At 62.3% G+C, this 14,479-nt stretch carries 12 protein-coding genes; 5 read left to right on the top strand and 7 right to left on the bottom strand.

Features of this window, described 5'->3' with window-relative positions:
* Positions 1 to 35 precede the first annotated feature (35 nt).
* Positions 36 to 1,922 (bottom strand): aspartate--tRNA ligase, encoded by a 1,887-nt coding sequence (gene aspS / locus BLW80_RS13145; RefSeq protein ID WP_093758320.1) that lies wholly within the window; start codon positions 1,920 to 1,922, stop codon positions 36 to 38.
* Positions 1,923 to 2,231: 309 nt separating this feature from the next.
* Positions 2,232 to 2,459 carry a hypothetical protein gene (locus BLW80_RS30265; protein WP_158596856.1) on the bottom strand — a complete coding sequence of 76 codons (228 nt, stop codon included), beginning with the start codon at positions 2,457 to 2,459 and terminating at the stop codon, positions 2,232 to 2,234.
* Between BLW80_RS30265 and BLW80_RS13140 the strand changes: the two genes are divergently transcribed.
* The 3 genes from BLW80_RS13140 (at position 2,431) to rnd (ending at position 6,886) form a co-directional block, all read left to right on the top strand.
* A complete protein-coding gene (locus tag BLW80_RS13140) occupies positions 2,431 to 4,110 on the top strand; it encodes a methyl-accepting chemotaxis protein (RefSeq protein WP_093759058.1) in 1,680 nt (559 codons plus the stop codon). The genes BLW80_RS30265 and BLW80_RS13140 overlap by 29 nt on opposite strands.
* 50 nt (positions 4,111 to 4,160) lie before the next feature.
* Positions 4,161 to 5,636 (top strand): protein adenylyltransferase SelO, encoded by a 1,476-nt coding sequence (locus tag BLW80_RS13135; protein WP_093758319.1) that lies wholly within the window; start codon positions 4,161 to 4,163, stop codon positions 5,634 to 5,636.
* Positions 5,637 to 5,737: 101 nt separating this feature from the next.
* On the top strand, positions 5,738 to 6,886 hold the full coding sequence (rnd, locus tag BLW80_RS13130) for a ribonuclease D (protein ID WP_089263971.1): 1,149 nt from the start codon (positions 5,738 to 5,740) through the stop codon (positions 6,884 to 6,886).
* Between the two features lie 94 nt (positions 6,887 to 6,980).
* On the opposite strand, the gene BLW80_RS13125 is transcribed toward rnd, so the two are convergent.
* The 5 genes from BLW80_RS13125 to BLW80_RS13105 form a co-directional block, all read right to left on the bottom strand.
* Positions 6,981 to 7,274, bottom strand: a complete 294-nt coding sequence (locus BLW80_RS13125; RefSeq protein ID WP_089263970.1) for a hypothetical protein — start codon at positions 7,272 to 7,274, stop codon at positions 6,981 to 6,983.
* Positions 7,275 to 7,412: 138 nt separating this feature from the next.
* The gene (gene ppx, locus BLW80_RS13120) at positions 7,413 to 8,918 is read right to left on the bottom strand and encodes an exopolyphosphatase (protein WP_093758318.1); all 1,506 of its coding nucleotides are present in this window, start codon (positions 8,916 to 8,918) and stop codon (positions 7,413 to 7,415) included.
* Between the two features lie 12 nt (positions 8,919 to 8,930).
* The gene (locus BLW80_RS13115; RefSeq protein WP_089264645.1) at positions 8,931 to 11,132 is read right to left on the bottom strand and encodes an RNA degradosome polyphosphate kinase; all 2,202 of its coding nucleotides are present in this window, start codon (positions 11,130 to 11,132) and stop codon (positions 8,931 to 8,933) included.
* Positions 11,133 to 11,288: 156 nt separating this feature from the next.
* Positions 11,289 to 11,966 carry a P-loop NTPase family protein gene (locus BLW80_RS13110; protein ID WP_089263968.1) on the bottom strand — a complete coding sequence of 226 codons (678 nt, stop codon included), beginning with the start codon at positions 11,964 to 11,966 and terminating at the stop codon, positions 11,289 to 11,291.
* 46 nt (positions 11,967 to 12,012) lie between these two features.
* Positions 12,013 to 12,567, bottom strand: coding sequence for a CDP-alcohol phosphatidyltransferase family protein (locus BLW80_RS13105; protein ID WP_089263967.1), 555 nt, complete (start codon positions 12,565 to 12,567; stop codon positions 12,013 to 12,015).
* Positions 12,568 to 12,735: 168 nt separating this feature from the next.
* On the opposite strand from BLW80_RS13105, the gene purM reads away from it, so the two are divergent.
* A complete protein-coding gene (gene purM, locus BLW80_RS13100) occupies positions 12,736 to 13,809 on the top strand; it encodes a phosphoribosylformylglycinamidine cyclo-ligase (RefSeq protein WP_093758317.1) in 1,074 nt (357 codons plus the stop codon).
* Between the two features lie 7 nt (positions 13,810 to 13,816).
* The gene (gene purN / locus BLW80_RS13095; protein ID WP_170849658.1) at positions 13,817 to 14,473 is read left to right on the top strand and encodes a phosphoribosylglycinamide formyltransferase; all 657 of its coding nucleotides are present in this window, start codon (positions 13,817 to 13,819) and stop codon (positions 14,471 to 14,473) included.
* The last annotated feature ends 6 nt before the right edge of the window (positions 14,474 to 14,479 follow it).

Here is a 14,479-nt window from a genome sequence, read left to right as displayed (position 1 = left end):
GGTAGAAGGGCGTTTCTTCTTGTTGGTTTGCCGGACTACTTGTCCTGCAGATTGAGACGGATATGCGCTTCACGCAACTGCTTCGGCGAAGCCTCTGACGGCGCGCCCATCAACAAATCTTCAGCACGCTGGTTCATCGGGAAGAGCGAGATCTCGCGCAGGTTGTTCGTACCGCAGAGCAGCATCACGATACGATCGACGCCTGCCGCCATACCGCCATGAGGCGGTGCGCCGTACTGGAAGGCGCGATACATGCCGCCGAAGCGCTCGACCACCGTCTCCTCGCCATAGCCGGCGATCTCGAACGCCTTCACCATCGCTTCTGGCTTGTGATTACGGATGCCGCCCGACGCGATCTCGTAGCCGTTGCAGGTGATGTCGTACTGGAAGGCCTTGATGGTCAGCGGATCCTGCCCGACCAGCGCATCCATGCCCCCCTGCGGCATCGAGAACGGGTTGTGCGAGAAGTCGACCTTCTTGTCGTCCTCGTTGTACTCGTACATCGGGAAATCGACGATCCAGGCCAGCGCAAAGCGCTCCTTGTCGATCAGGTTGAGCTCTTCGCCGACCTTGGTGCGTGCGAGACCGGCGAACTTGTAGAATTTCTCGGGATCGCCCGCGACGAAGAACGCGGCATCGCCGGCCCCCAATCCGAGTTGCCTCCTGATCTCTTCCGTTCTTTCCGGTCCGATGTTCTTCGCTAGCGGACCGGCTGCCTCGACGCCTTCGGCCCACTTTTCGTAGAGCTTGTGTGCCTCTTCGTGCTGTCCGTTTTCGAGCGCCTTAGTGATTGCGGTTTCGAGCATCCGCCATTCGGTAGAGGATAAACCTTCAGCTTTTTCTCGCCAAAAGATGTAGCCGAGGCCCGGCTGGCCTTCGCCCTGCGCCCAGGAATTCATGCGGTCGCAAAATGCACGGCTGCCGCCGCCGGGACCGGGGATCGCCCAGACCTGGTTCTTGTCGTCTTCGAGCATGCGCGCGAACACCTTGAAGCCGGAGCCGCGGAAGTGCTCCGCCGTGTTCTGCATCTCGATCGGGTTGCGCAGGTCCGGCTTGTCGGTGCCGTATTTGCGGAGCGACTCTGCGTAGGGAATCTTCGGCCAGTCCTTGTTGACCGGCTTGCCCTTGGCGAACTCCTCGAACACGCCGGTGATCACGGGCTGCACCGCCGCGAACACGTCTTCCTGTTCGACAAAGCTCATTTCGAGATCGAGCTGGTAGAACTCGCCCGGCAGACGATCGGCACGCGGATCCTCGTCGCGAAAACATGGCGCGATCTGGAAGTAGCGGTCGAAGCCCGACATCATCAGCAGCTGCTTGTACTGCTGCGGTGCCTGCGGCAGCGCGTAGAACTTGCCGGGATGGATGCGCGACGGCACCAGGAAGTCGCGCGCGCCTTCCGGCGACGACGCGGTGAGGATGGGCGTCTGGAATTCGAAGAAGCCCTGCTCCTTCATCCGCTTGCGCATCGAGTCGACGATGGCGCCGCGGGTCATGATGTTCTGATGCAGCTTCTCGCGACGCAGGTCGAGGAAGCGATATTTCAGCCGGATGTCTTCCGGATAGTCCTGATCGCCGAACACCGGCAGCGGCAACTCGGCCGCAGGGCCAAGCACCTCGATGGCATCGATATAGATTTCGACATCGCCGGTGGGCAGTTCGGCATTCTCGGTGCCGCCGGGACGACGACGCACCTTGCCGTCGATCTTCACGACCCATTCCGAACGCAGCGTCTCGGCGACCTTGAATGCCGGCGAGTCCGGGTCGGCGACGCATTGCGTCAGGCCGTAATGGTCGCGCAGATCGATGAAGAGCACGCCGCCATGGTCGCGGATACGATGGCACCACCCCGACAGGCGAACGGTCTGGTCGATATGGCTGTCGCGGAGCGCGCCGCAGGTGTGAGACCGGTAGCGATGCATGGGTATCCTGGAAATACGTCAGAGGGCGGAATCGGGTTCGCGATCAAGCGCGAAGCGCAGGGTTTACCCGACCGCACCCGACGCGGCAACCAAAGCTCGGCGATCAGATCGCCCGAATTTGCGGGCCGCGACTGCATCACCGGAGGCCTCCGACCGATGAATTTCGGACTACCATTTCCAAATGCAATCGAGCGATCGGAAAACCTCCCGCAACGCGGGAACTACATGATTGCACACGCAATAACCAGCTACCTCGGGTCAAGCACCATCGGCACCCGGATACGTCACGTCGGTATTTCAGCACCAGATTCAACTACTTAAAGCGGTATTTGTGTCAAAATTTACTGAACGTTGACGACCACCATTCACTGTCTTGCCGTGAACCCAGCCCGTTTTGAAGGCAGGTGATTCAACTGGAACTTGCTGCTTCTTGCCCTGCCGCAACCCAAGGCAGCCGCCATTTCGGCTGACCGGCGTCGCAGCCTTAGAACCGCCGAGGAATATGTTCGTGCTCGCCAGATATTCGATCAGTACCAAGCTGTTTGTCATTGTCGCTTTTCTCTTCGTGGTGATCGCGGGCATCGGCACCCTCGCCTTCATGCAGATGCGAGCCATCAACGCAGCAACCCAGGATATCCAGACGCAGTGGCTCCCCAGCGTCCGCTGGATCGGCGAAATGCGCGTTCAGTCGGCGCGGTATCGCGCAGTGCTGCGCGACCACCTGATCGTGGCCGATGCCGACCGTCCGGATGTCGACAAGAACCTCGCCGCCCGCAAATCGGACTTTGAAAAGGCAGCAAAGGCCTATGCCCCGCTGGTGTCATCGCCGGCAGAGCGCGAATTGGCTGACAAGCTCGACGCAGAATGGAAGGCTTTCATCGCCGCGGGCAACGACGTCCAGGCCCTCGCCAACAAGGGCGACGTGAACGCCGCCAAAGAGATCAACGCCAAGAAGGTCGTCCCGACCGGCCGCGCCATGGACGGCACATTGGCCAAGCTCGTCGAGCTGAACGACAAGGGCGCCGAAGCAGCCGGCAGCAATGCGAACGCCACCTATGCCAACGCGATCTGGATGATGGTTATCATTCTCGGCGCCTCGGTCGTGCTCGGCCTCGGCGCCGCCATGTATCTGGTGCGTGACATCTCCGGCGGCATCGCCTCGATCCTGAAGCCAATGGGCCAGCTGACCGATGGTCAGTTGGAGGCCATCATTCCGCATCAGGGCGAAAGCACCGAGATTGGCCGTATCGCGAGCGCGTTGCAGATCTTCAAGGACGCCCTCATCGCCAAGCGTGCGGCGGATCAGGCTGCCGGTGCCGAGGCCGCCATCAAGGCTGCCCGTGCGGAAACCATCACGAAGGCGACCAGCAATTTTGAATCGATGATCAGCGAGCTGGTTGGTTCGCTCTCATCAGCCTCGACCGAACTCGAAGCCTCTGCCACCACGCTGACGCGTACATCGGATATCACCATGAGCCTCTCGGGCTCGGCCGCATCCGCATCGCACGTCGTGTCGAACAACGTGCAGTCGGTTGCTGCCGCCACCGAGGAAATCACCTCGTCGGTGAATGAAATCGGCCGCCAGGTTCATGAATCGAACCGTATCGCTTCGACCGCCGTGCTGCAGGCCGAGAAGACCAATGAAAGCATTGTCAAACTCACGCAGGCCACTGCACGCATCGATGATGTCGTGAAGCTCATCACCGCCGTTGCCGAACAGACCAACCTGCTGGCGCTCAACGCCACCATCGAGGCCGCGCGCGCCGGTGACGCCGGCCGCGGTTTCGCCGTTGTCGCCGCCGAGGTGAAGGCGCTGGCGTCGCAGACCGCCAAGGCCACTGACGAAATCAGCATGCAGATCGCCGGCATGCAGGCGGCCAGTGCCGAGACGATCGAGACCATCAAGGAGATCGGCTCGACCATCACGCTGATTTCCGAAGTCTCGTCGGCCATCGCAGCGGCGGTTGAGGAACAGGGCGCAGCGACACAGGAAATCGCGCGCAATGTCCAGCAGTCGGCCCAGCTCAGCACCCAGGTCGCCAGCGAGGTCACCGAGGTCAATCGCGGCGCCAGCGAGACTGGCTCCGCATCGACCCAGGTGCTGGCCGCAGCGCAGTCGCTGTCGCTCGAAAGCAATCGCCTGAAGGATGAAGTCGACCGGTTCCTCGACACGGTTCGCGCCGCCTGAGGCCGTTTTCAGCGGTTGCCTAACACGTCGTGGCCCCCCATCTTGGGGCCATGACAGTCCACTTCCCGTTCGACAACAGCTATGCCGCCCTGCCCGCGAATTTCTTCGCCCGCGTTGCACCGACGCCGGTGACAGCGCCGCGACTGATCAAGCTGAACCGCGCACTGGCCGACCAACTCCGCATCGATCCTGACTGGCTGGCCAGTCCCGAAGGCGTCGAGGTCCTCGCCGGCAAGCGCGTGCCGGATGGCGCCGATCCCCTCGCGATGGCCTATGCCGGACATCAGTTCGGACATTTCGTGGCGCAGCTCGGCGACGGGCGCGCGATCCTGCTCGGCGAGGTCATTGACCGCGACGGCGTGCGCCGCGACATCCAGCTCAAGGGTTCCGGTCCGACACCGTTCTCGCGCCGCGGCGATGGCCGTGCTGCGCTTGGTCCAGTGATCCGGGAATATATCGTCAGCGAAGCCATGGCGGCCCTGGGCATCCCCACAACGCGCTCCCTCGCCGCCGTCCTCACGGGCGAACGGGTTCAGCGTGAGACTATGCTGCCGGGCGCCGTGCTGACTCGCGTCGCCTCAAGCCATATTCGCGTCGGCACGTTTCAGTTTTTCGCTGCGCGCGAGGATATCACCGGCGTCAAACAACTCGCCGATCATGTGATCAACAGGCACTATCCCGACGCAGCCGAAGCCGAACATCCCATTCGCGCCTTGCTCGATGCAGTGATCCGCCGTCAGGCCGAACTTGTCGCACGCTGGCTGCATGTCGGCTTCATCCATGGTGTGATGAACACCGACAACTGCTCGGTATCCGGCGAGACCATCGATTACGGCCCCTGCGCCTTCATGGACGCCTACGATCCCGCGACGGTATACAGCTCGATCGACGAGATGGGCCGCTACGCCTATGCGAACCAGCCGCGCATCGCGCTGTGGAATCTGACGCGCTTCGCCGAGACGCTGCTGCCGCTGATCGACAGCGACGAGAAGACCGCTATCGAGATTGCGCAGGCCGCATTGGGCGAATTCTCTGATATTTTCGACACGGCCTATCAGGCCGGTCTCCGCCGGAAGCTCGGGCTGTTCACCAGCCAGCCGGACGATGCCGCATTGGCGCAGGATCTGCTGACCGCCATGACCGCCAATCAGGCCGATTTCACCCTGACCTTCCGCCGCCTCGGCGCCGCCGCGGTTGACGCAGACAGCGACGAAGCCGTCCGCGGACTGTTCATCGATCCGACGGCGTTTGACGCCTGGGCCGTGAACTGGCGGGCACGACTCGGTCGGGAGTCGCAGGACGCCGGTACCCGCCATCAGGCCATGCAGACGATCAATCCAGCCTTCATCCCCCGCAATCATCGCGTCGAGGCGGTGATCCAGGCGGCGCTGGCCGACGACTACGCGCCGTTCGAGAAATTGCTGGCCGTGCTGGCGAAACCCTATGAAGATCAACCGGAGATGGCGGATTACGCCGAGCCGCCGGAGCCGGATCAGCGCGTACTGAAGACCTTCTGCGGCACCTAAACACCCTCATTCTATCGGAGCAGACCTCCAATCTGCCCGAAACACCTTGACTCAACAGGTTTTTCGGCCGAACGCCTTGGCAAAAGCGTTATGGACCGTCCATGGAACTGATCACGACCACTGCCCAGCTGACCGCCGCGTGCGAGCGACTTGCCAAGCACCCCGTCATTACGGTCGATACGGAATTCCTCCGCGAGACCACTTATTACCCGCTGCTCTGCGTGGTCCAGATGGCCAGCGCGGAAGACGCGGTGGTGATCGACACGCTTGCCGAAGGCATCGACCTCACGTCGTTCTTCGACCTGATGGCCAACGAGGCCGTGCTGAAGGTCTTCCATGCCGCGCGGCAGGACATCGAAATCATCGTGCACCGCGCCGGCGTGGTGCCGCATCCGATCTTCGACACCCAGGTCGCAGCCATGGTGCTCGGCTACGGCGACAGCATTGCCTATGACCAACTCGTCGAACGCGTCACCGGCCACCGCCCCGACAAGACCCACCGCTTTACCGATTGGTCGCGCCGTCCGCTGACCGAAGAGCAGTTGCACTACGCCGTCTCCGACGTCACCCATCTGCGCGACGTGTTCGCCAAGCTCGATGCCGATCTGAAGAAGCGCGACCGCAGCGACTGGGTCAGCGAGGAAATGGAAATTCTCACCTCGCCAAAGACCTATGATTTCCATCCCGAGCGCGCCTGGGAACGGCTGAAGACCCGCGTCCGCAAGCCGAAAGAGCTCGCAGTGCTGATGGAAGTCGCTGCCTGGCGCGAACAGGAAGCACAGAGCCGCGATGTGCCGCGCTCGCGCGTGCTGAAGGACGATGCCGTCGGCGATATCGCGACCCATGCGCCGACGTCACTGGAGAAGCTTGCCAATCTGCGTTCGCTGCCGAAGGGCTTTGATCGCTCCAAGTGGGGCAGCGACATTGTCGCCGCCGTCCAGCGTGGCGTCGCCCGCGATCCCGCCACGTTGCCGAAGATCGAGAAGCCGCGCGGCAATTCCAACGGCGCAGCCACCGTCGAACTGCTGAAGGTGTTGCTGCGCATGACCTCTGAGCGTCACGCCGTCGCTAGCAAGGTCATCGCCACCGTCGACGATCTCGAGCAGATCGCCACCGACGATAATGCCGATGTCGGCGCCCTGCACGGCTGGCGGCGTGAGTTGTTCGGCGAGGCCGCCCTGGCGCTCAAGCATGGCCGCCTTGCATTGGCGATGGAAAAAGGCCGGGTGATCCGGGTGGATCGCGCGTAGGCTGCGTCGTCCAAGGTAGCGTTCTAATTGCCTGCCGCAAACAGCAGGACGGGGCGTACCAGACCTCGCCCTGCGAGACGCAATGACGATCGCTTTACGCCGCCGATCTGTTCTTGATGGCTCCGACGATTGCCGTCAGCACCGCACCCGCGACACCGCCTCCGGCCACCTGACCGATCAGCGAACCGATATCGGTGGTCGCCGATGCGTTTGAAAGCATAGGAATCAGCATTCCGAGAATTTGACCGCCAACGCCGCCACCTATTGCACCTGCGATCGTGTTGCCGATTGTGCCAAGATCGACAGACTTCGATGCACCGCCGGCAACATTTCCGCCAATCGCGCCGCCAATCAGTTGAACGATAAGGTTGATCAGAAGGGCTGACATTTCGACTCTCCCGGTCCGGAAATCGTATGTACTTGCCGCGTGGACCAAAACGGCCGCACCGGAAAAGAGTATACGCACGGAAACCGAGAGTCACGCCGCGGTGCAATCAGTAGTATCACTCGGAATGAGCGGCGGTGGCTATCGCCTGACGATCGAACCGGACTTCCCGACCAGTCGCGCCAGTTGCTTGAAGCGGCTACCGACGCGGTCGGCGACGAGATCGACCATGCGATGCTCGAAGACGAGCATCATCTTGCGATCCTTGGTGGCGAAATGCGTGGCGGGCAGCACGCCCGGCCGCGCGGCCGAAATGAGATGCGCGACCCTGAATAACGCGCCGAGCAAACGGGCGCGTTCGACCTGCGCCGGCGAGACAAGCGCGCGGACCAGCTCCGGGGGCTCGTTCTCGGCGCCGAATCCTGCGTAGCGGTAGTACACACAGAGCGCGAGGAATGCGCGACCGTGATGATCGACCGAGCCGAAATTGCCGTTCGTGATCAAACTGAGCGTCTGCTCGCCGCGATGATCCGGATGGACCCGCCAGCCGATATCGGACAACAGACACGCCACCCGGCGTAGCCGACGATCCTCGTCGGTCTCTTTGAGCTTGGCGACACGGGCGAACCGATCACTCCAATCGCTCAGCTCCTGCGCGTGGCGGGCCGAACGCGACAGCAACTCGTTCATGGTCTGCGCGGCGCCGACCAGACCATCTTGCATGCGCTGCGCTTGCGGCAGCATTTCGTACAGCAAGCCTTCACGGACGCCATAGGTCGAGAACACGATAGTCTTCGGCTTGGCGGTGCGAATGACATATTCAAGCACGAGCGCCGCGTAGACCAGCAGAGGCTGGCGCTGTTCGGCTATGGCTTCGATGTTGGCAAGAATGTTGGCTGTTGCGAGCCGGCGCAAGCGGCGCACGAAATCGAGCGCTTCGGTGGCCGGGATCGAATAGCCATGCATCACACGTAGCGGATAGCCGCTCTGGATGATGTGCAGCCGCGCCAATGCACGCCAGGTGCCGCCGACCGCATAGAAATTGCGACCTACGCCCGCCTTGAGCTGCGCGACGTCAGCCAGCGCCAGCCTGACGATGCGCTCCGCCTTCTTCGGTGATTTCTGTGAGGCATCCTGCAATGCGAGACTGCCGAGCGGCAGCGTCACGCCCTGCCGGACCGCATTGCCTTTGACATCGATCAGTTCGAGCGAACCGCCCCCGAGATCGCCAACCAGGCCATCCGGCTTGTGCACGCCCGAAATCACGCCCAGCGCCGAGAGCTTCGCTTCGCGCGGCCCCGATATGATCTGGATCTCGCAGCCGCAGATTTTCTCGGCTGCTGTGATGAAGGCAGGTCCATTGCTCGCATCGCGCGCCGCAGCGGTCGCGATGGCGTAGACGCGACCGACCTTCATGACCCTGCACAGCGCACGGAAGCGCCGCAGCGCCGTCAGCGCCTTGTCGACAGCGTCCTTGGCCAGCAACCCGGTGCTCTGCACTTCGCGGCCGAGACCGCACAGCGCCTTCTCATTGAAGAGCGTAACAAGGCTTCGCGTCAGCGACTCGTAGACAACGAGACGCACCGAGTTGGAGCCAATATCGATGACGGCGACGCTGGTCGCGCGTTGATTGGCACGCGCTACCACGTTGCTGGTTCCTTACGAGGATTGGTGACGCTCCGAACGGCGGGTGAGCCGGCGCGGGGATGATTTCTCAAGCGACTTTCCACGGCCAGACAGACTCGGATTCGTCATGAAGTAATTGTGCACATTGAAGGGTTCCTCGCCCTTCGCTGCCTTCATACGCGTTGACGACCCGTCCGGCAACAATTGCCAGCTCTGTTCCGTATCCTTGAGATTGGCCACCATGATCTGCTCGAGCACCTGGGTATGCACGGTGGGGTTCTGCAGCGGACACAGAACCTCGACGCGGCGATCCAGATTGCGCGGCATCATGTCAGCCGACGATATGTATATCGCCGCCTTCGGGCTCGGCAGGCCATTGCCCATACCGAAGCAATAGATTCGACCATGTTCAAGGAAGCGGCCGATGATCGACTTGACGCGAATGTTTTCGGACAGGCCGGGCACGCCCGGCCGCAGGCAGCAGATGCCACGCACGATCAGTTCAACGGATACACCGGCATTCGACGCCTCATAGAGCGCATCGATGATTTCCGGATCGACCAACGAATTCATCTTGAGCCAGATCGCACCCGGCTTGCCGCTGCGGGCGAATGCCGCTTCGCCGCGGATGTGTTCGAGCATGCGCCCGCGCAAGGTCAGCGGCGATACGGCCATCTTCTCGATGTCGCTCGGCTCGGCATAACCGGTGATATAGTTGAACACGCGTGCGGCATCGCGACCGATGATCGGGTCGGATGTGAAATATGACAGATCGGTGTAGATGCGCGCGGTGACCGGATGATAGTTGCCGGTGCCGGTGTGCACATAGGTCGTGAGCGAGCCGCCCTCGCGGCGCACCACCAGCGACAGCTTGGCGTGGGTCTTCAATTCCAGGAAGCCATAGACCACCTGGACACCGGCGCGTTCGAGATCGCGAGCCCAGCGGATATTGGCCTCTTCATCAAACCGCGCACGCAGTTCGACGAGCGCCGTTACCGACTTACCAGCTTCGGCGGCCTCCACCAGCGTGCGGACAATCGGCGAATTGTTGGAGGTGCGATACAGCGTCTGCTTGATCGCCACCACATCCGGATCGCGCGCGGCCTGCTGCAGGAACTGCACGACGACGTCGAAGGACTCATAGGGATGATGGACAATCAGGTCCTTCTGACGGATCGCCGCAAAGATGTCGCCGCCATGATCGCGGACACGTTCCGGATGACGCGGCACATAGGGCACGAATTCGAGATCGGGCCGATCGAGCCGTGTGAGCTGCGAGACCTCGTTCATGGCAAGAATGCCGTCGACCAGCAGGATTTCGTCATCCGAGGTCGCCAGCGCGCGCTGCACGAAGGCACGGAGTTCTGCCGGCATGCCGGCTTCGATTTCGAGGCGGATCACCGACCCTCTGCGGCGACGCTTCAGCGCAGTCTCGAACAGCCGGACCAGATCCTCGGCCTCTTCTTCGACTTCAAGTTCACTGTCGCGGATGATGCGGAAGGCACCCTGCCCCTGAACAGTGTAGCCCGGGAATAGACGCGCGATGAACAGGCCAGTGGCCTGTTCCAGCGTGATAAGGCGGACCGCGCCGTCCTTGCCGGGGGTCGGCAGGCGGATGAAGCGATCGATCTTGCCGGGCATGCGGATCAGCGCGTTCATCGTCTTGCCGTCGGACACCCGCGACAGATGCAGCGCGATGGTGAAGCCCAGACTCGGAATGAACGGGAACGGATGCGCCGGGTCGATCGCCAGCGGCGTCAGCAGCGGGAAAATATTGTGGAGGAAGTGGTCCTCGATCCAGGACCGGTCGGCCTTGCTGACCTCCTTGCCGTCGAGCAGCACGATTCCGACATCGGCCAGCATGCCGCGCTGGTCGCGCCAGATCGCCTGCTGGTCGCTGCCGAGCTTGGAGACCGCACTGTTGATCAGCACCAGTTGCTCGGCCGGGGTCAAGCCGTCCGGACTGCGCTCGCTGATTCCCTCACGGACCTGCGCTTTGATACCGGCGACGCGGACCATGAAGAATTCATCAAGGTTGTTTGCGGAAATCGACAGGAAGCGGACGCGCTCCAGCGCCGGATGGCCCGGATTGACGGACTCCTCAAGGACGCGGCGATTGAAATGCAGCCAGGACAGCTCGCGATTGATGAAGCGCTCGGGACCCGACGCGACCACCTCTGCCGGCTTCGCTTCGCCCTTTTTCTCTTCAATAACAATCTCTTCTGCGGAGTCCATGAGACAGCAATCCATCCAGTTCAAGCAGCGCTATAGTGCCGGCAAATCACAGCGGACATTGCGTCAGTTGCGTGACGCTTCGATGACATTGAGGAACCTGCCTGCCGCGCCGTCAAGGCACGGTTTGACGCGCCGCGTTTGACGTCCAAGGCTAAGTCAGGCGTCGCGCAGCAGTTCCGCGGCCAATGCACGGGTCACCGGCCGCCCAAGCCGAAGCGCCTCGCTATCCAGCAATTCCACCGTATGGCGGGCGGCGGCGAATGACCGCTCGATGCGGCTGGCCACATAGCTGACCACGCTCTCGTCGATGCTGAGCTGGCGGTCGGCGCAAAACTTCACGATCAGCGCCCGAAACAACCCGTCATCCGGCGGCAGCAGATTGACTACCGGGATCGCACGGAGCCGCGACCGCAGATCGCGCAACTCGACCTCCATGGCGGCCGGGGCGACCCGCGCCGTAATCAGCACATAGGCGTTGTCTTGACGTGCCAGATTAAGAAGGTGGAACAGTGCCCGCTCATCGAAGGCACCGGCATTGAGATCCTCCACCACCAGTGCGTTGGTCACCAACTCAGCCGGAACCGTCGCAGCCGTCAGGCTGTGCGCCATGGTGGAGCGCGCCCCGGCCTCCTCGGCCCAGATCGCCGCCAGATGGCTCTTGCCGGACCCTTCCGGGCCGACAAGGAGCATTACCCGGTTCGGCCAATCCGGCCAGCAGTCGATCAGTCCCAGCGCCTCGGCATTGGCCGGGCCCTCAAGGAAGTTGTCGCGGGACAGACTCTCCGCATGGGGCAGCGCGAACGCCAATTGACGGGGTTGGACGCGGGCGACCACGCAAATACTCCTGCCGGCTCCGCCGGCGAACGTCACGAATACCGGTTTACCGGGGCTCTTGACCAGGTTCGATGGTGCTCATGTGTCGCATCCACTCGACGAGATAGAAGGACACAGAGAGCAGCGTCAAGATGGTCACAAAGCCCATTAAAATCAAATCGTAAGGCGAGGATTTGAAACCAAATCCGAGGGCAGCAAGAACCAAGGCTGCGAAGGCCACCTGCGCCACCGTATTGAGCTTCGATACCATCAGCGGCTTCATCGGGATCGGTTTGCCGAACAACCACGACACAATGACGGCGCCCACGATCATGATATCCCGCGACACCACGAGAATCACGATCCAACGCGGAACTGCCCCCCATATCCCCAGGGAGACATAGATCGAGACCAGCAGCGCCTTATCGGCCAAGGGGTCGAGCAGCGCACCGAGTTCGCTGGCCATGTTGAAACGCTTGGCGAGAAAGCCGTCCACGGCATCGCTGACCCCCGCAATCACGAAGATTGCAAAGGCGATTTCCATCTGGTTCGAGGCAATCGCCCAGACAATCACGGGCACCAGCAGGATGCGCCCGAGGGTAATTAAATTGGGGATACTCACGCGGCGCTTCCCGGCTCCGGCCTGTTTCGCAATCCGAGCTTGGGGGCTCCGACCGGCTTACCGCCTACATAGTAATCGGGATAGCGTTTACGAGCCATTGCGCAGGCGGGGATTCCGACGTAACCAGCCGAAAATACACAGTTTCGCAGCTCCGGCAGGATACCCGGCATGACCGACCAGAAAAAAGGCCTCACTTACGCGGACGCGGGCGTCGATATCGATGCTGGCAACCGTCTGGTGGACCTCATCAAGCCGATGGTTCGCGCAACCGCCCGTGCCGGCGCTGACGCCGAGATCGGCGGCTTCGGCGGACTGTTCGACCTCAAGGCCGCCGGCTTCAAGGATCCGGTTCTCGTCGCCGCCACCGACGGCGTTGGCACCAAGGTTAAGATCGCTATCGAAGCCGGTATCCATAACGGCATCGGCATCGATCTCGTCGCCATGTCAGTCAACGACCTCGTGGTCCAGGGTGCCGAGCCGCTGTTCTTTCTCGACTACTTTGCCTGCGGCAAGCTCGACCCAGAAGCCACCGCCTCAATCGTCGCTGGCATCGCAGAGGGTTGTCGTGAATCCGGCTGCGCGCTGATCGGCGGCGAAACCGCCGAAATGCCCGGTCTCTACAAGGACGGCGACTACGACCTCGCCGGATTCTCGGTGGGCGCTGCGGAGCGCGGCACGCTGCTGCCGACCAAGGACATCGGCGTGGGCGATGCCGTCATTGGCATGGCCTCGTCTGGCGTCCACTCCAACGGCTTCTCGCTGGTCCGCAAGATTGTCGAGCGCACGGGCCTCTCTTACGCCGACAAGGCGCCGTTCTCGCCGGTGATGACGCTTGGCGGTGCACTGCTGACCCCGACCCGGCTCTATGTGAAATCCTGCTTGCGCGCGATCCGCGAGACCGGCGCCGTGAAGGGCCTCGCGCATATCACTGGCGGCGGCTTCACCGACAACATCCCGCGCGTGCTGCCAAAGAACCTCGGCGTTCGCATCGACCTGCCCTCCCTCACCGTCCTGCCGGTGTTCAAGTGGCTGGCAAAGGAAGGCGATATCGCCGAACTCGAGCTGCTGCGCACCTTCAATTGCGGCGTCGGAATGATCGCCATCGTCAAGCGCGAAGCTGTGCAGCAGGTGATGGACATCCTGCGCGAGAGCGGCGAGACCGTGTCGTTGCTCGGCGACGTCATCGAGGCCAAAGGCGACGAGCGCGTCGTTTATGACGGACATCTCGAACTCAAACTGTGAGGCCGTGATGCGTCGCGTCGCCATCCTGATTTCCGGCCGCGGGTCGAACATGACCGCATTGATCGAGGCCGCCGCAGCAGATGGCTTCCCGGCCGAGATTGCGCTGGTGATTTCCAACAGGGTTGACGCTGCCGGCCTCGCCACTGCGCAGGCCAATGGCGTCAACACGCTGGTGATCGAGAGCAAGCCGTTCGGCAAGGATCGCGCAGGCTTCGAGAAGCTGCTGCAGTCGGCCCTCGACGAGCACAAGATCGAGCTGATCTGCCTCGGCGGCTTCATGCGCCTGTTCACGGCGGAATTCGTGCGACACTGGTACGGCCGGATGCTGAACATCCACCCGTCGCTGCTGCCCTCCTTCCCCGGCCTCGATCCGCACGGCCAAGCATTGCGCGCCGGCGTCAAGATTTCCGGCGCCACGGTGCATTTCGTCATTCCGGAGACCGATGCCGGCCCGATCGTGATGCAGGGAGCCGTGGCCGTGGCCGATAACGACACCCCCGACACCCTCGCCGCGCGCGTGCTCGACATCGAGCACAAGATCTATCCGCAGGCGTTACGGCTGTTGGCCACCAACGGCGTTGGCATCACCGGCGACACCTGCACCACCAGCACCGGCGCCAGCGCCAGCCGCGACGACACGCTGATCTCGCCGACGGTGATCTAGGCGAGA

The sequence above is a fragment of the Tardiphaga sp. OK245 genome (genome assembly GCF_900108575.1).
Lineage (GTDB): Bacteria > Pseudomonadota > Alphaproteobacteria > Rhizobiales > Xanthobacteraceae > Tardiphaga > Tardiphaga robiniae.
Note: the sequence above shows the minus strand (reverse complement) of the source record. Positions and strands in the feature narration are given on the sequence as shown.